This is a genomic window from Sphingomonas sp. H160509, from assembly GCF_024124765.2.
In the GTDB taxonomy this organism is placed as follows: Bacteria; Pseudomonadota; Alphaproteobacteria; order Sphingomonadales; family Sphingomonadaceae; genus Sphingomonas.
Genome location: NZ_JAMXSR020000002.1, coordinates 2090533 through 2111043 on the forward strand (window position 1 = coordinate 2090533; position 20511 = coordinate 2111043).

A 20511-nucleotide genomic window follows, 5' to 3' on the forward strand; every position below is an offset into this window, starting at 1 on the left:
CCCGGCACGATGAACCTCACCCGGTTCGGCGGGAAGGAAGCGCTCTTCTCGGTCAAATGCCTGATCGCTGCTTTCCTCGCCTATTACATCGCGCTCAGGATCGGCCTGACGCGTCCTTATTGGGCGGTGACGACGTCGTACATCGTCGCGCAGCCGCTGGCGGGCGCGGTGCTGTCGAAGGCGGTGTTCCGCGTCGCCGGTACGGTGCTGGGCGCGGCTGCCGCGGTGGTGCTGGTACCGAATCTGGTCAACGCGCCCGAGCTTCTCTCGCTCGGCCTGGCGCTGTGGCTCGGGCTGTGCCTGTATATCTCGCTGCTCGACCGGACGCCGCGCGCCTATCTGTTCCTGCTCGCGGGCTACACCGCCAGCATCATCGGTTTTCCGTCGGCGACGACCCCAGGTGCGGTGTTCACGATCGCCGCGTTGCGCGTGCAGGAGATCACGATCGGCATCCTGTGCGGGAGCCTGATCCACGGCTTCGTCTTCCCGCAGACCGTGACCGCGACGCTGCTCGCGCGGATCGACGCGATCCTGGCCGATGCGGAGCGCTGGTCGCGCGATTCGCTGGCAGGAGCATCCGATGCCGCGCTCGACCGCGATCGCCGTCGCCTCGCGCTCGACATCAACGAGCTTCACCAATTGTCCATCCACCTGCCGTTCGACACCGCGCGCCTGCTTCCCCGCACGCGCACCCTACGCGCGCTTCAGGCCGAACTGTCGATGCTGCTGCCCCTGGCCAGCGCGGTCGACGACCGGATCGTCGAGCTGAAGCGCGGCGCCGATGCGCCCCGCCCCGAAGCGCTCGCGCTGATCGAGGACGTCCGCGAATGGCTGCGCGATCCGCCGGCCGTCGCGGATCGCGGTCCGACCGCAGATGCCTTGATCGAACGGGCGCGTGTCCTCGAACCGGTGGTGGGCGATACGCTCATCTGGCGCGATGCTTTGCGGCTCAGCCTGCTCGCGCGGCTCGGCGAACTGGTCGATGCGCACCGCAACGCACGCGACCTGCGCGACCAGATGCGATCGCCATCGCGCGCGCCGGTCACGCCTGCGGTCGCGCGGCTGCTCGCGCGGATCGCCAAGCGACCACTCCACCGCGACCGGGGTATCGCACTCCGCGCCGCCGCCGGCACCGTCGCGACCATTTTGCTCGGCTGCGTCTTCTGGATCGGTACGGGCTGGTCGGACGGCGCCGGCGCGGTGCTGATCGCGGGCGTGTGCTGCGCGCTGTTCGGCAACAGCGACGACCCCGCACCATCGATCCTGGCGTTCTTCTACGGCACCATCATCGGGCTGGTCATATCCGCCGTCTACGCCTTCGCCATCCTGCCGCGCGTGACCGATTTCGTGACGCTCGCCGCCGTGCTCGCACCGCCGATGCTGATCGGAGGGATGTTCCTCGCCCGTCCGGCAACCTTACTGATGACGCTCGGCGGGTTGCTTGGGGCGCTGAATACGGTGGGCCTCAACGACCGCTTCGGCGGAAGCTTCGACGCGTTCCTCAACGGCGGCATCGCCCAGTTGATCGGCACGCTGTTCGCGGTGGTGACGGTCGGCCTGTTCCAGACGATCGGCGCGGATACCAGCGCGCGGCGACTGATCCGCGCAGGCTGGCGCGAACTGGCGGCGCGCAGCGATTCGATGAGCCGTCCCGACGCCGCCGGCTGGATCGCCCGGATGCTCGACCGCATCGGCCTGCTCGCGCCGCGCCTCGCGTTGCAGGGCGAGGATCCGGGCAAGCCGCTGCTCGACGCGTTGACCGACCTGCGTGTCGGCGTCGCGGTCGGCGAACTCAAGCAGTTGCGGATCGATGGCTCCCCCGACGAGGCCGCGGTGATCACGCCGGTCCTTCGTGGTATCGGCGCGCATTACCGTGCGTTACGTCCGGATGAGCCCGCCCCACCCGAACCCGACCTGCTCGCCGGCATCGACGCCGCGATGACCGGTTTCGCGACCAGCACGCCCGATCGCCACCGCACCGGCGTGCTCGCCTTGACCTCGCTGCGCCGCAATCTGTTCCCCGCGGCGCCTGCTTACGGAGTGGCGGCATGACCGGCGAAATCTCGATCGGCGGCGTCTATCTGCCGAGCATCCTGCTGCTCGCGGTCGCCGCCGTCATCCTGACCGGCATCGCCACGCGGCTGCTCGCGTTCGCCGGCGCCTACCGCGTCGTGACGTATCGACCGCTCGTCGACCTCGCGCTGTTCATCCTCATCCTCGGGCTGCTCGCCCTGCTGACCGGACCTTCCGCATGACCTCTTCCCGCCTCAAATCGCTGTTCGCCCCGCTGGGTCGCTCGGCCGTCACGCTGATCATCGTCGCGCTCGCGGTGCTGGTCGCGCTGTGGCTGTGGAAACGGTACGAGACCGATCCGTGGACGCGCGACGGGCATATCCGCGCCGATATCGTCCGCGTGACGCCCGACGTCGCGGGTCTCGTCACGCAGGTCGCGGTGCACGACAACCAGGCGGTGAAGCCCGGCGACGTGCTGTTCGTGGTCGATCGCCCGCGCTTCCAGCTGACGCTGGCGCAGTCCGACGCGTCGATCGCGAGCGCCCGCGCGACGCTGTTGCAGGCACGGCGCGAGGCGCAGCGCGATCTCGCGCTCGGCGATCTGGTCGCGAAGGAAACGCACGAGCAGAACGTCGCGCGCGTTGCCACCGCATCGGCGGCGCTGGCGCAGGCGCAGAGCGCGCGGTCGACCGCGGCGCTGAACCTCGCACGAACGACGGTGCGCGCGACGGTGCACGGGATCGTCACCAACCTCGATCTCCACCCCGGCGATTACATCGCGACGGGCGCGCAGGCGATGGCGCTGGTCGACACCGACTCGCTCCGCGTCGAGGGCTATTTCGAGGAGACCAAACTCGGCAGCATCCGCGTCGGCGATCCGGTGATCGTCCACCTGATGGGGAACCCCAGGCGCTGCACGGCCGCGTCGACAGCATCGCCGCCGGGATCAACGACAGCGAGCGGACCAACACGACCAACCTGCTGCCGAACGTGAACCCGACGTTCAACTGGGTGCGACTGGCGCAGCGTATCCCGGTCCGGGTGAAGCTGACCAGCGTGCCGAAGGGGACGCAGCTGATCGTCGGCCGCACGGCGACGGTGACGGTAGTGCCACGCGCTACTCCGGGGACGACGGCGTGACGCGCGCTTCAGCTCACCGCACCCACTCCGTCACCCCGGGCTTGTTCCGGGGTCCACGGCTCCGCGCACTCACGAATCTTGGGTGTGCGGAACGGTGGATGCCGGAACGAGCCCGGCATGACGGGGGTTGGCGTGGACGCGTCTTCACCAGCGTAGCGCTGGCACTCGCCCTCGCCGCGTGCACGACGGCAGGCCCGAACTACGCCCTCCCCGAGTCCGCAGTCGTCAACCGCCCCCTCCGCCCAAGGCGCATTCGACAGCGGCCACGAGAAGGCGTTCGCCAACGCCCCGCTCCCCGACCATTGGTGGCAACTCTACGGCGACCCCCGCCTCGACGCGTTCGTCACCGAAGCGCTCGCCGCCAACACCGATCTCCGCGCCGCCGACGCCAACCTCCGCCGCGCCGATGCAGTCGTCGCCGAGGTCGCCGCCGGCCGCACGCTGTCGACCGTCCTCGGCGGCGGCACCTCGCTCGACCGCCCCTACACGACCGGCGGCAACCTCCCCGGCACGCTGGACTATAATCTCGGCATCACGCTAGCCTACCCGCTCGACCTGTCGGGCCGCATCCGCCGCGCGATCGAGGCGGCACAAGGCGACGCCGAGGCCGTCGCCGCCGCGCGCGACAACGTCCGCGTCACCGTCGCCGCGGAGACTGCGCGCAGCTACGCTACCGCCTGCACCGCCAACTCGGTGCTCGCCGCGAACAACCGCATTCTCGCACTGCAACGCCAGACACTGAACGTAACGCAGCGCCTGCAACGCGGCGGCCGCGGCACTGCGTTCGACGTGACCCGGGCAAGAACCGCGGTCGACCAGAGCGAGGCGCTGATCCCCTCGCAGGTCGCGACACGAACCGCCGCGCTGTACCGGTTGGCGACGCTGATGGGCCGCGCCCCCGCCGATTACCCAAAGGACGTCGCGACGTGCGCGCGGCCACCCGCGCTCTCCCGTCCGCTGCCGATCGGCGACGGGACCGCGTTGATCCTGCGCCGCCCCGATATCCGCCAGGCCGAACGGTCGCTCGCCGCCGCCACTGCGCGGATCGGCGTGGCAACCGCCAACCTCTATCCGCAGGTCAGCCTCGGCGGCTCGGCCGGGTTCACCGGGCCGGTCTCGTCGCTCGGCTCGACCAACGCATTCCACCTCGGGCTGGGGCCGCTGATCAGCTGGAGCTTCCCCAACCGCCCGGTCATTCGCGCGCAGATCGCCCAGGCCGGCGCCACCGCGGACCAAGCCCTCGCGCAGTTCGACTCGACCACGCTCGAAGCGCTCCGCCAGACTGAGACCGCACTCTCCGCCTATGCCCGCGAAGGCGACCGCAACGCAGCCCTCCGACGCGCGCAGTCCAGCGCCGCGCGCGCCGCGGACCAGGCCGGGACGCTGTACCGCTTCGGCCGCACCGATTTCCCTCTCTCTGCTGACCGCGCAGGCCGCGCTGACCACCGCGCAGGCAAACCTCGCCGCATCCGACGCGCTGCTGGTCGATCGCCAGGTCGACGTCTTCAAGGCGCTCGGCGGGGGGTGGCAGACTTGAGGCTGCGTCGCCGCGGGCTGGCGTCGATCAACAGCGAAATACGCGACGGCATCATGCCCGCCGCTGACACCATCGCGCGTGTCGCCAAGGACCCGGACGCGCTGCCGCACACGCCAAGCAACTACCGCGTCACCGCGCTGATCATCGCCTGCGCGCTGTTCATGGAGCAGATGGACTCGACCGTGCTCGCCACCGCGCTGCCGACGATGGCGCGCGATTTCGGCGTGCCAGCGACCAGCATGAGTTCGGCGCTGACCTCATACCTGCTGGCGCTCGCGATCTTCATTCCCGCGAGCGGGCGTCTCGCCGACCGGTTCGGCTCGCGGACGATCTTCCGCGCGGCGATCCTGATCTTCGTGGGTGGCTCGATGTTGTGCGGCCAGGCGACCAGCCTGCCCTTCATGATGGTCGCGCGCTTCCTGCAAGGGCTCGGCGGCGCGATGATGATCCCGATCGGCCGCCTCGTCCTGCTCCGCAGCGTCGCCAAGGAGGACATGGTCCAGGCGATGTCGTGGCTCATCATGCCCGCGCTGATCGGCCCGATCCTGGGCCCCCGGTCGGCGGCGCGATCGTCACCTATCTCGACTGGCGCTGGATCTTCTACCTGAACGTCCCGATCGGCCTGCTCGGCGTGATCCTGGTGACGCGCTTCATCGGCGAGGTCCGCGAGGACAAGCCGGCGCGCTTCGACGTGCCCGGCTTCATCCTGTCGGGCGTGTCGCTCGGCTGTCTGTTGTTCGGGTTCGAGATGACCAGCCGCACCGGCGAATTGTCGCGCGCCGTCGTGCTGATTGCGGTCGGGCTGGTCGCAGGCGTGGCCTATATGCGCCACGCGAAGCATCGCAGCGATCCGATCCTCGACCTTTCGCTGATGCGCATCCCGACCTTCCGCCTTTCGGTGATCGGCGGATCGCTGACCCGCATCACGCAGGGCGCGCAGCCATTCCTGCTGCCAATGATGCTCCAGCTTGGGTTTGGGATGACCGCGGCGGCTAGCGGCGCGATCACGATTGCGGGCGCGATCGGCTCGCTGATGATGAAGAGCCTCGCCCCGCGCGTGCTCAGGCGCTTCGGGTTCCGCAACAGCCTGATCGTCGGCGGTCTCTGCGCGAGTTCGGGCTATGCGGTCGCCGGGTTGTTCCGCCCCGACTGGCCGATCCCGGTGATCTTCGGCGTGCTGATGATCTCCGGCTTCTTCATGTCGTTCCAGTTCTCGGCGTACAACACGATCGCGTATGACGAGATTCCGTCGTCGCGGATGAGCAGCGCGACCAGCTTCTACGCGACGTTCCAGCAACTGATGCTGTCGCTCGGCATCTGCGTCGGTGCAGCGTCGCTGCATGTCGGGATGCTCGGGACGGGCGCGACCCGGCCGGCGCTGACGGACTTCACCCTGGCGTTCCTGGTGGTTACCGCGGTGTCGGCGTCGGCAACAATCTGGAACCGACGGTTCGCGGTGGATGCGGGTGCGGAGTTGAGCGGACACCGGGCATAGCAGGACCAACCTGCCCCCCTCCCTGAAAGGGGAGGGGGTTGGGGGTGGGTAGGCCAGCTTGTGGCGCGACCGTTCGGCGATACGGAAATCGACCCACCCCCGGCCCCTCCCTTCCAGGGAGGGGGGAAGTATTCGGCGTCAGACCTGCGTCGCTGGCAGCGAAGGCCGCGAGAGCACCGATACATGCTCGCCCGGCTCGACGAACATGCCGTGCGACAGCGCCCACCGCCCCGCCTTCTCGCTCGCCGTCAAAATTGTCAGGAACGGACTGAGCAACAGGCCCAGCGTCACCGGCGCGAGCCACGCCGCAGTGACCGGCGCGAACGGCGTCACTAGCAACAGTGCCACCCCCACCCCGACATGCCAGCGATAGCGCGGCATCACGTCCGCCAGCGACAGTTCGTGCGCATCGCGGTTCTGCGGCGCCCAACCGGACTTCCGCCCCATCAGGATCCCCGCGAGGTCCATCGTCTGCGTCAGCGCGATCACCGGCGCGGACAGCATCGAGAACGGTACGTCGACCAGCACCGACCTGACGATCCCGCGCCGCCCGCCGAACCCCGCACGCCGCTCTGCATTCGAGAACGCCCAGATCACGCTCAGCAGCTTCGGCCCGAACAGCAGCAGCAACGTGACGAACAGCACCTGCAGCGAGGTCTGCGCCTCGACGATGTTGCGCTCGCCTATCAGCGCCTGCACCACGCTCGTCGCGATCATCAGCAGCCACACCGGCGACGTGATGAACGCCGATGCCCCCATCAGCAGTTGCAGCCGGCTGATCCAGTGGAACCCCGACGACGTCAGCAGGCTGAGATGCTGGATATTACCCTGCGCCCAGCGCCGATCGCGCACCGCCGCGTCGATCAGCGTCGGCGGATATTCCTCGAACGTCTCCTCGGTCATCAGCATGTGCACGCGCCAGCCGCGCCTGCGGAGCAGCGCCGCCTCGACCATGTCGTGGCTCATGATGACGCCGCCGAACGGTGCTCGGCCAGGGAGATCGGGAAGCCCGCAACTCGAAGCGAATGCCTCGATCCGGATCATCGCGTTATGTCCCCAGAAGGTCGCTTCCGAACCCGACCACCATACGAGTCCGGCAGTCGAGATCGGACCATACAACCGGCTGGCGAACTGCATCCAGCGCTGGAAGAACGTCACGCCGTTGATCACCGCGGGCACGGTCTGGAGCAGCGCGACCGCGGGCCGCCGTTCGAGCACCTGCGCCATTCCGATGATCGTGTTGCCGCCCATCAGGCTGTCCGCGTCGAGCATCAGCATGTAGCGATAACCGCCGCCGAACCGCCGGATCCACTCGGCGACGTTGCCCGGTTTTCGCCCCACGTTCACGGTCCGGCGACGGTAATAGAGCGCGCAGTCGAGCGTCGGCGCGAGGCGCTCCCACGCCGCGACCTCGGCCGCCTCCGCCGCTTCGCCGGAATCGCTCAGGATGAAGATGTCGAACCGGTCGGCGACACCGCCCGCGGCGATCGCGCGCGCCATCCAGGCGATCCGCTCGAATACCGCATCGATGTCTTCGTTGTGGACCGGCATCAGGATCGCGGTGCGGCCCCTCGAGCGGTTCGGATTGGCGCGGCGTCGGGACGAACCCCGGATGCCCGCCGGTCATCAACAGCACGAAGCCGATCGCGGCGTTCATGAAGCCGAACGCGATCCACGCGAACAGCGGGAAGAACAGCGCGAGCAACGCCGCGTCCCAGAAGCTCAGTCCGTCGGCAAGCAGCGATTCCTGCACCGCCGACGACGCCGCGGTTGCGAGCAGCCCGGTCATCAGCACGAGGAGGATTCGGCGCGCGAGCATGTCGTCGGAGGATACGACCATGCCGGGGCCGGGCTCAGGCGCGGACCAGGGCGGCGGCGGGCCGTCGAAACGCTGCGGGGGCATCTCGATCGGTGTTTGGCCCGGCATCATGGGAAGCGCGGGCATCAGAATATCGGGGTCAGGACGGTTTCGCTGAGCGCGCGACCGCCGCGCGTAAGGAACAGCCTGACATCGGCGGGTCCTTGCGCGTCGGGGGCCACGTCGGCGGTGACACGCCAGCGGTTCTTCTGGCCCACGACGGGATAGGCCGCGTTGGCAAGCACCTTGCCGCGGACGACATCGATCTTGGCGGTTACGCCGCTCTGCCGGTCGAGCCCGGCAAGACCCTCGCCGATGAAATCGATCACGAGTTTCCGCGCGCCCTTGACCGGCTCGGCGCCCGGCCGGCCGGCGACGCCCTGCCAGCAATCGACGACGTGCGCCGTCGCGGCAACGGCGGTCGGATCGGTCGATTTCCACGACAGCGAGTAATCGAACTGCAATTGCTGCCCCGCTTTCGCAGGCGCGGCCGGGGTCCAGAACGAGACGACATTGTCGACCGTCTCGCTGTTGGTCGGGAACGCATAGAGCATCACCGCACCCTTGCCCCAATCGCCCTGCGGCTGGACCCACAGGTTTGGCCGGCGATCGTAGAACGCACCGTCATCCTGGTAGTGATCGAAATTCCGGTCGCGCTGGATCAGCCCGAAACCCTTGGGCGCCTGGTCCGCGAAGCTGTCCAACGTATCGTGCGGCGGGTTGTTGAGCGGCCGCCAGATGCGTTCGCCGGCACCGGTAAGCAGCGCCAGACCGTCCGAATCATGGATCTCGGGACGCCAGTCGACCGCGGCGGCGCGGTTGCCTTCGCCGTACCAGAACATGCTGGTCGCCGGCGCGATGCCGAGCCGCTCGATGTCGCGGCGGATGTTGAGGACGGACGAGACCTGCTGCTCGACGCCCGCGCCCGCAACATGCCGCGACTGGAACCGGTACGCGCCGGTGACGCTCGCGCCGTCCATCAGCGCGTAGATCGTGTACGCGTCCGCGCCGGTCCGCTCGATCCAGAATTCGGTGAAGTCGGGAAATTCCTCGCGGCCCGGCAGCCCGGTATTGATTGCGAGCCCGCGCGCGGACAGGCCATATTGGTCCTGCGCGCCGGCGGTGCGGAAATAGGATGCGCCCTGGAACGCCATCCAGTCGCTGGTGCCGCCCGGTGCCATCGCGCGGAATCCGGCGATGCCCAGCGCGGCGGCGTGGCCCCTCTTCGGCCTCGAACAGGTCGCGCGAGAACTCGATGCGACGCGCCTGACCGCCCTCGACGACGTTGATCGCGACCGGCATCGGCGCATAGCGGCCCAGCGGGAACAGGCGGATGCCACCGGCCAGCGTCTTATCGGCGCGGAAGCGGATGTTGCCGACCTTGTCGTAATCGATCGCGGCGGCGGCGGCGACCTTGGCGGGAGCGGCGTATGGCTTGGTGGCAAGCGTCGCGGCACGCTGCTGGAGCGTGTCCCAAGAGAACGGCTCGGCCTTGCCGGGCGCTGCACGCATTGCGGCTGCGGCCTGCGGGAGGACACCCAACAGACCCAGCGCGGTTACTACTTCGCGTCGACCGATCATGCAGAGCGCTCCCTTGTCGTCATCATGCTGCAGTGCGGTAGCATAGTGACGTCACGCGCGCGCGTCGACAGGTCCCGCCGCGGGCGCGCCTTATCGCGCGGCGCGTCGCCAGCGGGCGCTGATCCTGACCGGGTCGTAGATGTGTCCGCCAACGACCACCAACATCGCGCCGGCACTCGCGCAAACGAAGCCGGTCATGGCGAGTAGGAACGCAAGCGGGTCGGTTGCCGGGTGGAGGCGAGCGAGTGTGTGGATCGCAATAACGGCAATTGCGAGCGACAAGACACCGCTCGCGCGGAGGCTGAGATCGGTACGGAGGTGGCGGGCGTCGGTCATGCGACACGTCAGCTATCGCCTGCCGCATATGCGTTCGAGATCGATAACGAGGGGAGCCATAGTGTTCACATAGTGCGCAACCCCTTCATCCCGGCGAAAGCCGGGACCTCGCTCGGCAGGAGCGACCTGTTGCGGGGAGACACACTATCTTCTCGGTTCAGGCGTCGACGAGCAGCCGGTAGCCGATCCCGAGTTCGTTCGCGATGACCGTGCCGACTCCCCCCGTCCCCTCCAGCTTCTGCCGCAGGTTGCGGACGACGATGCGCAGATATTCGATCCGGCGGTCATGATCGGTCGGCCACGCTGCCTCCAGTATCCGCTGGTGCGTCACCACCCGCCCCGGATGCGCCGCCAGAGCCGACAGCACGTCGAACTCTTTCCGCGTCAGATGCGCCTCCTCATTCCCGCGCCGGACGAGACGATGCTCGAAATCGATCTCCACCCCATGCGCGCGCAGGACCGTCGGCCGAGACGTCGCCTCTCCGCGGCCACGCAGCGCGACGCGGAGGCGCGCGAGCAGCTCCTCCGTATCGAACGGCTTGGTCACATAATCCTCGGCCCCCAGATCGAGCGCAGCGACCTTCTGGTCGGTCGCCTCACGCGCGGAAACCACGAGGATGATCGGATCGCCCAGCTTCTTCAGCAACGGCACGAGTTCCAGCCCATCGCGGTCGGGCAACCCCAGGTCCAGCAGCACCGCAGTCAACGGCCGGCTCCCCGCGATCCGCAGCGCCTCACGCGCGTCGACCGCCTCGTCGACACCGTATCCCGCACGCTCCAGCGTATTCTTCAACAGCCGCCGGATGTGCAGTTCGTCGTCGACGATCAGCACCGTCTGCACGCTCATAGATTCGCTCCATCGGTGTCGCGGACGAGCAGGGTTATGGGGAAACACAGGCTGAATTGCGCGCCCGTGAGGTCTTCGCGGTTGCTGGCTTCGACGGTCATCCCCATCGCTCCGGCGAACGCTTTCACGATCGCAAGCCCGGAGCCCGGTGCCGCCGACCGCGCGGTCGGAGCCTTCGAGGCGGCGGAACGTCTCGAACACCTCCTTCTCGCGGCCTGGGGGGCAGGCCCGGTCCCTGGTCGATCACCGACAGCCTGAGCAGCCCGAACCGGTGTTCCGCCCGCACGACGATCGGCGTGCCGGGGTCGGCATAGCGCCCCGCATTGTCGAGCAGGTTAAGCAGGCAATGATGCAACAGTTGCGGGTCAACGCGAACCAGCGGCAGGTTCGGCGCAACGTCGAGTTCAATCGCATGGCCCTCTAGTACACGCTTCGTGTCGTGCACCGCGCCCGCCACCGCATCGGTGAGGTCGGTCGGTTCGAGCCGCAACCGGAGCGCGCCCGCCTCGACGCGCGCCATGTCGAGCAGATTGCCAACGAACCGATTGAGTCGCGCCGCCTCGGTCTCGATCGTGTCGATCAGCTCGGACGTGACGCCGCGGTGCAATTCCGCCGCCGCCGCCATCACCGACGTCAGCGGCGTGCGCAGGTCGTGGCTGACCGACGACAGCAACGCCTGCCGCAACCGATCACGCTCGCGCACCGCATCGACATCGCGCATCTCGACCTCGAGCCGCGCGCGTTCGAGCACCAGCGACGCCTGGTCGACCAGGCTCATCAGCAACGGCAACTGGTCCGAGCGCACCGGATCACCCCCCGCTTCCCGAGCCAGCCCAAGCACCGCCAGCGTCCGCTCGCCCGAGCGCAATGGCTGAAAGAACCACTCCGACGCCGCCAGCGTACTCGACCCGCGGCCCGCCGGTGCGCCCGTATCATAGGCCCATTGCGCGGCCGCCATCTCCATCGTCTCGAGCCGGTAATCCGCACCGTTCGCCGCCTGCACCGCGAGCCCCGGATCCTCCGCGACGAGGATGACCGCGCGCACGCCGAACAACCGGCCAATTTCCTCGCAGATCGCTCGGGCCAGCGCGACCGGGTCGTTGAGCGAGGTCAGCTGGCGCAGGAAGCCGGCAAGTGCTGCGTTGGTGCGCGCGCTGGCGGCGGCGATGTCGGCCTGCGCGCGGACCCGCGACGTAAGCTGGCTCGTCACGAACGCGATGCCGAGCAGCACGAGGATCGAGATCACGTTCTCGGGATTATTGATCGTCAGCGTGCCCGTCGGCGGCAGGAAGAAGAAGTTGTACGCGATCGACGAAACCACGCCTGCGAACAACCCGGTGCGCAGGCCGAACAGGCTCGCCGCAGCCATCACCGGCAGCAAATAGAGCAGCGCGACGTTGCCGAGGTTGAGGATGTGGAACAGCGCGCTCGCCACACCGGTGACACCCGCGACCATCGCCGTCGTCCAAGCGTACCCCGCCTTGCTGCCCCACCCGCCGGTCCGCACGCGCGTGCCACGGGGCGCGGTAGGCGGGTCCATCGGCAGGACGTGAACCGCGATGCCCGGCGACTCGCGGACCATCTGGTCGACGACGGAGCCGTGGCGGAGTTCGAACCAGCGCGAGCGGGTGGACTTGCCGACGACCAGCTGCGTCGCGCGGGCCTCGGCGGTGAAGGTCTTGAGGCCGTCGACCACCGACGTCGCGGGGACGGTCGCGACGTCGCCGCCGAGTTGGGTCGCCAGGTTGAAGACCGCGGCGAGCTGGCGGTGCTCGGGCTCGCCGAAGGTCTGCGCGCGCGGCGTCTCGATATACACTGCGGTCCAGGGCGCGTGCATCGCGTCGGCGATCCGCTTGGTCGCGCGGACGAGGCCAAGCGCGCCGGGCAGTTCGCTGATCGCGACGACGATCCGCTCGCCGCCCGCCCATGTGCCGCCGACTCCCAATGCGCGGACGTGTTCGAGCATCTGCGCATCGACGGCTTGCGCGGCGCGGCGGAGCGCGAGTTCGCGTAAGGCCGACAGGTTGGACTTGGAGAAGAAGTGCGCGAGCGCTCGCGTGGCTTCGTGGGGGGAGATAGACCTTGCCCGCCTTCAGCCGCTCGATCAATTCGTCGGGCGGAATGTCGACGACCTCGATCTCGGCGGCCTCGACGATGCTGTCGGGAACGGTCTCGCGGACGCGGACGCGCGTGAACGAGGCGACGACGTCGTTGAGGCTTTCGATGTGCTGGATGTTGATCGTCGAATAGACGTCGATGCCCGCCGCCAGCAGTTCCTCGACATCCTGGTAGCGTTTGGGGTGGCGGCTGCCGGGGGGCGTTGGTGTGGGCGAGTTCGTCGACGAGGACGAGCGTCGGCGCGCGCTCTAGGATAGCGTCGAGGTCCATTTCGTCGAGCGTGCGGCCTTCGTAGGGGATCGCTTTACGCGGGACGATCTCATGGCCCCGCGTGAGCGCTTCGGTTTCGACGCGGCCGTGCGTCTCGACGACGCCGATGACAATATCGACGCCCGCGCGGCGGCGTTCGGCGCCTTCGGAGAGCATCTCGTAGGTCTTGCCGACACCGGGGGGCGGCGCCGAGGAAGATCTTCAGACGGCCGCGCCCCCTCCTGCGACGCCTGTCGCAGAAGGGCCTCGGGTGATGGTCGTGTGTCGTCGTTCAACGTGCGCCCGCAGCCTGCTGTCCAGTTGCGTCCAGGGCGCGGTTGAGAGCGAGGACGTTCACGCGTGGCTCGCCGAGGATGCCGAGCAGCGGACCGTCGACGTTGGCGGTGACGAGCACGCGGACCTTGTCGGCGGGGAGGCCGCGGATGCGGGCGACGCGGGCGACCTGGGCATAGGCCGAGGCTGGCGACAGATCGGGGTCGAGACCCGAACCCGAGGCGGTGGCGAGATCGGCCGGCAGCGGTCCGGTCACGCCTTCCGCGCGACGTTTCGTGACGTCGGCCTTGGTGCGATCGACGAGCGCCTGGCTGGTCGGGCCGTAATTCGAGCCCGACGAGGCCAGGCCGTCATAGCCCTTGCCGGCGGCGGAGGGGCGCGTCTGGAAATAGCGATCGGTGGTGAAGGCCTGGCCGACGACGGTCGATCCGATCGCCTTGCCGTTGGCCATGACGAGGCTGCCGTTCGCTTGGCTGGGGAAGATGGCCTGTCCGATCCCGGTCATGGCGAGGGGATAGACGATCCCGAGCAGCAGCGCGAACAGGATCGTCATGACGAACGCCGGGCGGAGGGCGGAGGTGAAATCGGAGGTCATTCTGTCGTCTCCATGTGTCCCTGCGAAGGCGGGGACACAGTCTGGGCACCCGCCTTCGCGGGTGAACATTGCTTTGGGGTGAGGTCACACGTCGCATCTCGGCCGTGCCCGCCAGGCACTTCCCCGGCGGAGGCCGGGGTCCAGCTGGGGAACGTCGCTAACGGCGGGTGCGCTTCGTTACAGCGACCTTTCCACCTGGGCCCCGGCCTCCGCCGGGGTGGTGCAAGCTCTTGTTGTAAAGTTGCCCGCTCGGTCATCATGCCAGCCCCAGCGCACCGACGAGAATGTCTATCAGCTTGATCCCCACGAACGGCGCAATCAGCCCACCCAGGCCATACACGGCCAAATTGCGCGCGAGCAGCGGCCCCGCGGCCATCGGCTTGTACGCGACGCCCTTGAGCGCGAGCGGCACCAGCATGGGAATGATGATCGCGTTGAAGATGATCGCCGACAGGATCGCGCTTTCTGGCGAACCCAGCCGCATCACGTTGAGCACGCCGAGCCCCGGATAGAGCGCGACGAACATCGCCGGGATGATCGCGAAATACTTCGCCACGTCGTTCGCCACCGAGAAAGTCGTCAGCGCACCACGCGTCATCAGCAGCTGTTTGCCGAGGCCGACGATCTCGATCAGCTTGGTCGGATCGCTGTCGAGGTCGACCATGTTGCCCGCCTCGCGCGCGGCCTGCGTGCCGGTGTTCATCGCCACGCCGACGTCCGCCTGTGCCAGGGCCGGCGCGTCGTTGGTGCCGTCGCCGCACATCGCGACCAGACGTCCGCCCTGCTGTTCCTTGCGGATCAGGTCGAGCTTGTCCTCCGGTGTCGCCTGCGCGAGGAAATCATCCACGCCAGCCTCGGCAGCGATCGCGGCGGCGGTGAGCGGGTTGTCGCCGGTGATCATCACCGTGCGGATGCCCATCGCCCGCAGCTCGCCAAAACGCTCGCGGATGCCGGCCTTGACGACGTCCTTGAGGGAAGATCGCACCGAGCAACCGGCCATCGCGGGCGACTGCCAGCGGCGTGCCGCCTGCACGGGCGATCTCATCGGTGATACGGCGCAGTTCGGTGGCCGCGGCGGTTGCCCCTGCCCCCGGATTGGCCTTCAGGATCGAGTCCACGGCCCCCTTCTGGATCAGCGAACCGCCGACGATCACGCCCGAGATACGCGTCTGCGCGGTGAACGGAATGACCTCCGCATCGCCCGGCAGTTCGCTGGTCGTCACGCCGAACTTTTCGCGCGCGAGGACGACGATCGAGCGGCCCTCGGGCGTTTCGTCGGCGAGGCTGGCGAGCAACGCTGCCTCCGCCAGATCCTCGTCGCGTGTACCACCGACACTCCGGAACTCGCTCGCCTGACGGTCGCCGATCGTGATCGTGCCGGTCTTGTCGAGCAGCAGGACGTCGATATCGCCCGCCGCCTCGACCGCACGGCCGGACTTCGCCAGCACGTTGAAGCGCACCAGCCGATCCATCCCCGCGATCCCGATCGCCGACAGCAACGCCGCGATCGTCGTCGGGATCAGCGTGATCAGCAGCGCCGCAAGGATCGCAACCGGCACGCGGCCACCCGCATAGCTGGCGAAACCGGGGGATCGTGCCGACCGCGATCAGGAAGATGATCGTCAGGCCGACGAGCAGCAACGTCAGCGCGATCTCGTTCGGCGTCTTCTGCCGCTCGGCGCCCTCGACGAGTGCGATCATGCGGTCGAGAAAGCCTTCGCCGGGGTTGGCGGTGACCTTCACGCGGATCTCGTCGGAGATGACGCGCGTGCCCGCGGTCACCGCCGAGCGATCGCCGCCCGCCTCGCGGATCACCGGCGCGCTCTCGCCCGTGATTGCCGCTTCGTTGACGGAGGCCACGCCCCAGACGACTTCGCCGTCGGCGGGGATCAGGTCACCCATCGTCACCAGGACGATGTCGCCCGCGCGGAGCATGCTGGCGGGGACGGACTCGACCTGGTCCCCCTTCATGCGGCGGGCGGTCAGCTCGGCCTTGGTCGCGCGCAACGACGCGGCCTGCGCCTTGCCGCGCCCTTCGGCGAGCGCTTCGGCGAAGGTGCCGAACAGCACGGTCAGCCACAGCCAGATCACCAGCTGGATCTTGAAGCCGACCGAGAGCCCGTCGCCGCCGACATTGACGAGGATCGTCAACAGCGTGGCAACGACCGCGGTGACGAACATCACCGGGTTGCGGATCAACTGCCGCGGATCGAGCTTGCGGAAAGCGTCGCCGATCGCGGGAACGATCAAGTCGGCTGTGAACAGCGACTTGGTAGGGGTGCGTGCCATTTTGGCTTGTCCCGTCAAAGGTTTTGCCGCTGATCATCGCGAGATGATCGGCGATGGGACCGAGCGCGAGGCTCGGCAGGAAGGTCAGGCCACCGACGATCAGGATGATCCCGACCAGCAGGCCGACCCACAGTGCGCCCGTCGTCGGGAACGAGCCTGAGCTCTCCGGCGTGTACTTCTTGGCCGCGAGACCACCGGCGATGGCGAGCATCGGCACGATGATGAAGAAGCGCCCGAGCCACATCGCGACGCCCAGCAAGCCGTTGTAATAGGGCGTGTTGGCCGTCAGACCGGCAAAGGCCGACCCGTTGTTACCGACCGCGCTGGTGAACGCGTAGAGGATCTCGCTGAACCCGTGCGGCCCCTTGTTGAGCGGCCCCGCGAGCCCGTCGGGCAGCACGGCGCTGAGCGCGGTGAAGCCGAGGATGACGAGCGGCAGGATGGCGATCGCCAGCACCGCCAGTTTCACTTCGCGCGATTCGATCTTCTTGCCGACATATTCGGGCGTGCGGCCGACCATCAGCCCTGCGACGAACACGGCGAGGATGGCGAACAGCAGGAAGCCGTAGATGCCCGCGCCGACGCCGCCGATGACGACTTCGCCGAGCTGGATGTTGAGCAGCGGGATCATGCCGCCGAGCGCAGTGAAGCTGTCGTGCATGCCGTTGACCGCACCGCAGGATGCCGCCGTCGTGACGACCGAGAACAAGGCGGACGCGGCGATCCCGAAGCGGACCTCCTTGCCTTCCATGTTGCCGCCAGCGACGCCGATATTGTGGAGGATCGGGTTCCCCGCGGCTTCCTGCCAATAGGTGACGGTGACGCCGGCGAGGAACAGCACGAGCATCGCCGAGAGGATCGCCCAGCCCTGCCTGGTGTTGCCGACGGCCTTGCCGAACGTCCAGGTGAGGCCGAAGCCGATCAGGAAGATCGACAGCATTTGCACGAGGTTGACGAGCGCGGTGGGGTTCTCGAACGGATGCGCCGAGTTCGCGTTGAAGAAGCCGCCACCATTGGTGCCGAGCATCTTGATCGCTTCCTGGCTCGCCACCGGACCGAGCACCAGCGTCTGCTTGAGCCCTTCGAGCGTGGAGATGTCGACCGTGCCAGCCATCGTCTGCGGCACGCCGCTGGCGATGTAGAAGATCGTCACGACGACGCAGATCGGCAGCAGCAGGTACAGCGTGACGCGCGTCATATCGGCCCAGAAATTGCCGATCGTCGCGCTGGAGCGCCGCGCGAATCCGCGGAACAGTGCGAACGCGAGCGCGATACCGGTGGCTGCCGACAGGAAGTTGTGGATCGCCAGGCCGAACATTTGGCTGAAGTTCGACACAGTGGATTCGCCACCGTAGCTCTGCCAGTTGGTGTTCGTCGTGAAGCTGATCGCGGTGTTGAACGCGAGATGGGGGCTGAGCCCCGCCAAGCCCTGCGGATTGCCGGGGAGCACGCCTTGCAGACGCAACACCGCGTAGGTCAGCGCCATCAGCATCGCGTTGAACATGATCATGTGCAGCGCGTAACGGCGCCAGCCCTGCTCCGCCTTCGGATCGATGCCGCTGAGCTTGTAGAAGCCGGTCTCGACGGGGCCGAGGATCGCGTGGATCGGCGTGCGGCGGCCTTCGTACAAGGCGAACAGCCACATACCGACCGGTTTGGTCAACGCCAGCAATATGCCGACGAAGCCCAGGATGAGGATCCATCCTTCGAATGTCATGAGGACGCGCTCCTAAAAGCGTTCGGGGCGGATGAGCACCGCCACGAGGTAAAACAGCAGCCCGAGCGCGACGATCGCGGCGAGCCAGAGGTCGAGGGTCATGATGGTGTCCTCATGGGCTCAGGCGTTGTCGCACAGGCGGACATAGGCGAGCGTCGCCGCCACCAGTCCGACCATGAACGCTATCCAGAGTAGATCCTGCATCGGTCGATCCTTCAGAAGGCGGCGGTGAGCGAGGCGACGATCGTGCCGTCGGCGATCGATCCGGTTCCGTCCTGACCGCGGCTGAAGCTAGGCTGGAGATACGCAGCACTGCGACGCGTGATGTCTGTGTCGACATAGCTCACGTTCAGCGTCAGGTTTTTATACGTAGTGTCCGCACCGAGCGACCAATCCCAGTATTCGCCGGTGGGCGCCGCGCTGGTCGCGTTGGGGCCGAGGCCGTCATTGCCCCAGCTATGGCCGATATGCGCCTTGGCGGTGACTGGCGTACCGGCAATCGCGAACGCGCCGTCGCCGGTCAGGTAGAGGTTGTCCTCCTTGTCGCCCGCGTCGGTGTAGACGCCCGCGGCGGCATCGGCGCCGGTGCGATACCATTTGCCAAGCGCCTGCTGCTTCGGCGCATAGAAGGCGCTCGCGGTCAGCGTCGCCGGGCCGGTCGTGCCGCTGAGCTTCACATAGGGCTCGGCGTAATCGGTCTTCGAGGCGCCGCCCGGATACGTGTACCAGGTCAGGCCGACGTCGATCGTCGCGTTGTCCGCGAGCTTGTGCTTGTAGCCGCCGATCAGGTCGAGCTCCATGTTCGAGCCGCCGAACGTACCCCCAGCCCGACAGGTTCGATCCCCATGCGCCGACGTAGATGCCGCTCTGGTGCGCGATCGTCAGCCCGCCCTGGATCGCGCCGTCCTTGTCCGACTGCGACACGCCGCGCAGGCGGTAATCGGTCGCGAGCGTCGCCGAACCGGAGACGGTTACCGAAGACGGCGGCGCGGTGTCCTGTGCGAACGCGGGCGTGGCGATACCGGCGAGAAGTCCGGCGGCGGCGGTGAAACGAAGAATGTGCATTGCGGTCCCCATGCGCGCGCCGCCGGAAGGATGGCGGTTCGCGAGGACTGGCAATTAGGCTCCGGCGACGTAGCAATTCGAGATCGATTGCCGTGCCGGAGCATATGTTTCGCGTAGTATTGTCGGAATTATCGACGGCCACCGTACTGGCCGAGATGCACCACCCCGGCGGAGGCCGGGGCCCAGGTGATAAGGTCGCTGTGACGAAGCGCACACGCCGATGGCAACGTCGCCCAACTGGGCCCCGGCCTCCGCCGGGGTGGTGCCTGCCCAGCGCCGATCAGCATCACTGGCTCACTGTGCGGTGCGGCGAAGGATCAGCCAGCCCGCGATGCCCGACAGGATCGAGCCCGCGAACACGCCGACCTTCACCGCGTCCATCGCATGCGGCGCGCCGGCGAAGGCGAGCCCGCCGATGAACAGGCTCATCGTGAAACCGATCCCGCACAGCACCGCCATGCCGTACACCTGCGTCCAGCTTGCGTTCCTGGGCGCCTCGGCCAGCCGGAAGGTCACGAGCCCACGGATTGTCGCGAAGATGCCGATCTGCTTGCCGAGGAACAGCCCGAGCATGATCCCGACCGGCAGCGGCGAGATCACGTCCGCCGCCACCATCCCGCCGAACGCGATGCCCGCATTGGCGAACCCGAACGCCGGCACGATCAGGAAACTCGACCAGGGCTGGAGCGCGTGTTCAAGACGTTTCAGCGGCGGCTGGCCTTCTCCGGTCCGCAGCGGAATCGTCAACGCGACCGCCACGCCGGCGAGCGTCGCGTGCACACTCGACAACAAGACGCCGTACCAGATGCCGACACCGATCAGCAGGTACGGCACCAGCGACCGCACGCCCGACAGGTTCAGGATGACGAGCACGCCGAGGCCCGGCGCCCGCCGCAAGCAACGGCAGCAGCGCGATATGACCGGTGTAGAACAGCGCGATGACGAGGATCGCGAGCAGGTCGTCGATCACCGCGATCGCCGTCAGCAGCACCTTCAACGAGGTCGGGACGCGCGATCCGAGCAGGGCCAGGATACCGAGCGCGAACGCGATGTCGGTCGCCGCCGGGATCGCCCAGCCGCGCAGATTGGAAGGCGTTCCCATGTTGACGAGCACATAGAGGGCCGCCGGCACCGCCATGCCCGCGAGCGCCGCCGCACCGGGGAGAATGCGCTCGCCCCAAGTCGAGAGATGCCCCGAGACGAACTCGCTCTTCACTTCCAGCCCGATCAGCAGGAAGAACAGCGCCATCAAACCGTCGTCGATCCAGTGATGGACGCTCATCCCGCCGACGGCGTGGTGCAGTGTCGCGAAGTACGTTGGCGCGAGCGGTGAGTTCGCGACGATCAGCGCCGCTATCGCCGCCGCGAGCAGCACGA

General features: G+C 67.8%; 9 protein-coding genes and 9 pseudogenes. 6 read left to right on the forward strand and 12 right to left on the reverse strand.

Annotated elements, in window-relative coordinates; genetic code table 11:
- Positions 1-9: 9 nt before the first annotated feature.
- The 5 genes and pseudogenes from NHF48_RS11850 to NHF48_RS11870 all read left to right on the forward strand — a co-directional run bounded on the left by NHF48_RS11850 (position 10) and on the right by NHF48_RS11870 (position 6185).
- Complete coding sequence (locus NHF48_RS11850) at positions 10-2052, forward strand: FUSC family protein (protein WP_253071237.1); 2043 nt, start codon at positions 10-12, stop codon at positions 2050-2052.
- Positions 2049-2255 (forward strand): DUF1656 domain-containing protein, encoded by a 207-nt coding sequence (locus tag NHF48_RS11855; RefSeq protein ID WP_056065737.1) that lies wholly within the window; start codon positions 2049-2051, stop codon positions 2253-2255. Before NHF48_RS11850 ends, NHF48_RS11855 begins: the two co-directional genes overlap by 4 nt.
- Positions 2252-3153 (forward strand): annotated as a pseudogene (locus tag NHF48_RS11860) (efflux RND transporter periplasmic adaptor subunit). Before NHF48_RS11855 ends, NHF48_RS11860 begins: the two are co-directional and overlap by 4 nt.
- 98 nt (positions 3154-3251) lie before the next feature.
- A pseudogene (locus NHF48_RS11865) lies at positions 3252-4690 on the forward strand (efflux transporter outer membrane subunit).
- Positions 4687-6185 (forward strand): annotated as a pseudogene (locus tag NHF48_RS11870) (DHA2 family efflux MFS transporter permease subunit). Before NHF48_RS11865 ends, NHF48_RS11870 begins: the two co-directional pseudogenes overlap by 4 nt.
- 138 nt (positions 6186-6323) lie before the next feature.
- Here NHF48_RS11870 and mdoH read toward each other — a convergent pair.
- Complete coding sequence (mdoH, locus tag NHF48_RS11875; protein WP_253071238.1) at positions 6324-7736, reverse strand: glucans biosynthesis glucosyltransferase MdoH; 1413 nt, start codon at positions 7734-7736, stop codon at positions 6324-6326.
- Between the two features lie 104 nt (positions 7737-7840).
- Here mdoH and NHF48_RS11880 point away from each other — a divergent pair, with 104 nt between their 5' ends.
- A complete protein-coding gene (locus tag NHF48_RS11880; protein ID WP_253071239.1) occupies positions 7841-8161 on the forward strand; it encodes a hypothetical protein in 321 nt (106 codons plus the stop codon).
- On the opposite strand, the pseudogene NHF48_RS11885 reads toward NHF48_RS11880, so the two are convergent.
- The 11 genes and pseudogenes from NHF48_RS11885 to NHF48_RS25070 all read right to left on the reverse strand — a co-directional run.
- Positions 8130-9624 (reverse strand): annotated as a pseudogene (locus NHF48_RS11885) (glucan biosynthesis protein). The gene NHF48_RS11880 and the pseudogene NHF48_RS11885 overlap by 32 nt on opposite strands.
- A gap of 90 nt (positions 9625-9714) precedes the next feature.
- Positions 9715-9960, reverse strand: a complete 246-nt coding sequence (locus NHF48_RS11890) for a hypothetical protein (RefSeq protein WP_253071240.1) — start codon at positions 9958-9960, stop codon at positions 9715-9717.
- A 157-nt stretch (positions 9961-10117) separates the two neighbouring features.
- Positions 10118-10807, reverse strand: a complete 690-nt coding sequence (locus tag NHF48_RS11895; protein WP_253071241.1) for a response regulator transcription factor — start codon at positions 10805-10807, stop codon at positions 10118-10120.
- Positions 10804-13470: pseudogene (locus NHF48_RS11900) on the reverse strand (DUF4118 domain-containing protein). Before NHF48_RS11900 ends, NHF48_RS11895 begins: the two are co-directional and overlap by 4 nt.
- Complete coding sequence (gene kdpC, locus NHF48_RS11905; protein WP_253071242.1) at positions 13467-14063, reverse strand: potassium-transporting ATPase subunit KdpC; 597 nt, start codon at positions 14061-14063, stop codon at positions 13467-13469. The pseudogene NHF48_RS11900 and the gene kdpC overlap by 4 nt, the downstream one beginning before the upstream one ends.
- A gap of 256 nt (positions 14064-14319) precedes the next feature.
- A pseudogene (gene kdpB, locus NHF48_RS11910) lies at positions 14320-16352 on the reverse strand (potassium-transporting ATPase subunit KdpB).
- A gap of 16 nt (positions 16353-16368) precedes the next feature.
- A pseudogene (gene kdpA / locus NHF48_RS11915) lies at positions 16369-18069 on the reverse strand (potassium-transporting ATPase subunit KdpA); the annotation flags it as partial.
- Positions 18070-18081: 12 nt separating this feature from the next.
- Entirely contained in the window at positions 18082-18171 is a 90-nt protein-coding gene (kdpF, locus tag NHF48_RS11920; protein WP_055875324.1) for a K(+)-transporting ATPase subunit F, read from the reverse strand.
- 113 nt (positions 18172-18284) lie between these two features.
- Positions 18285-19134: pseudogene (locus NHF48_RS11925) on the reverse strand (TorF family putative porin).
- A 294-nt stretch (positions 19135-19428) separates the two neighbouring features.
- Positions 19429-20007, reverse strand: a complete 579-nt coding sequence (locus NHF48_RS25065; RefSeq protein ID WP_342454638.1) for a Na+/H+ antiporter NhaA — start codon at positions 20005-20007, stop codon at positions 19429-19431.
- Positions 20008-20080: 73 nt separating this feature from the next.
- A pseudogene (locus NHF48_RS25070) lies at positions 20081-20509 on the reverse strand (Na+/H+ antiporter NhaA); the annotation flags it as partial.
- Positions 20510-20511: the final 2 nt, after the last annotated feature.

Excerpts from the sequence above, each read along its gene's own strand:
- kdpC (WP_253071242.1), bottom strand. The coding sequence starts at position 14,063 with ATGACCTCCGATTTCACCTCCGCCCTCCGCCCGGCGTTCGTCATGACG.
- mdoH (WP_253071238.1), bottom strand. The coding sequence starts at position 7,736 with ATGCCGGTCCACAACGAAGACATCGATGCGGTATTCGAGCGGATCGCC.
- NHF48_RS11855 (WP_056065737.1), top strand. The coding sequence starts at position 2,049 with ATGACCGGCGAAATCTCGATCGGCGGCGTCTATCTGCCGAGCATCCTG.
- NHF48_RS11880 (WP_253071239.1), top strand. The coding sequence starts at position 7,841 with ATGAAGCCGAACGCGATCCACGCGAACAGCGGGAAGAACAGCGCGAGC.
- NHF48_RS11890 (WP_253071240.1), bottom strand. The coding sequence starts at position 9,960 with ATGACCGACGCCCGCCACCTCCGTACCGATCTCAGCCTCCGCGCGAGC.
- kdpF (WP_055875324.1), bottom strand. The coding sequence starts at position 18,171 with ATGACCCTCGACCTCTGGCTCGCCGCGATCGTCGCGCTCGGGCTGCTG.
- NHF48_RS11895 (WP_253071241.1), bottom strand. The coding sequence starts at position 10,807 with ATGAGCGTGCAGACGGTGCTGATCGTCGACGACGAACTGCACATCCGG.
- NHF48_RS11850 (WP_253071237.1), top strand. The coding sequence starts at position 10 with ATGAACCTCACCCGGTTCGGCGGGAAGGAAGCGCTCTTCTCGGTCAAA.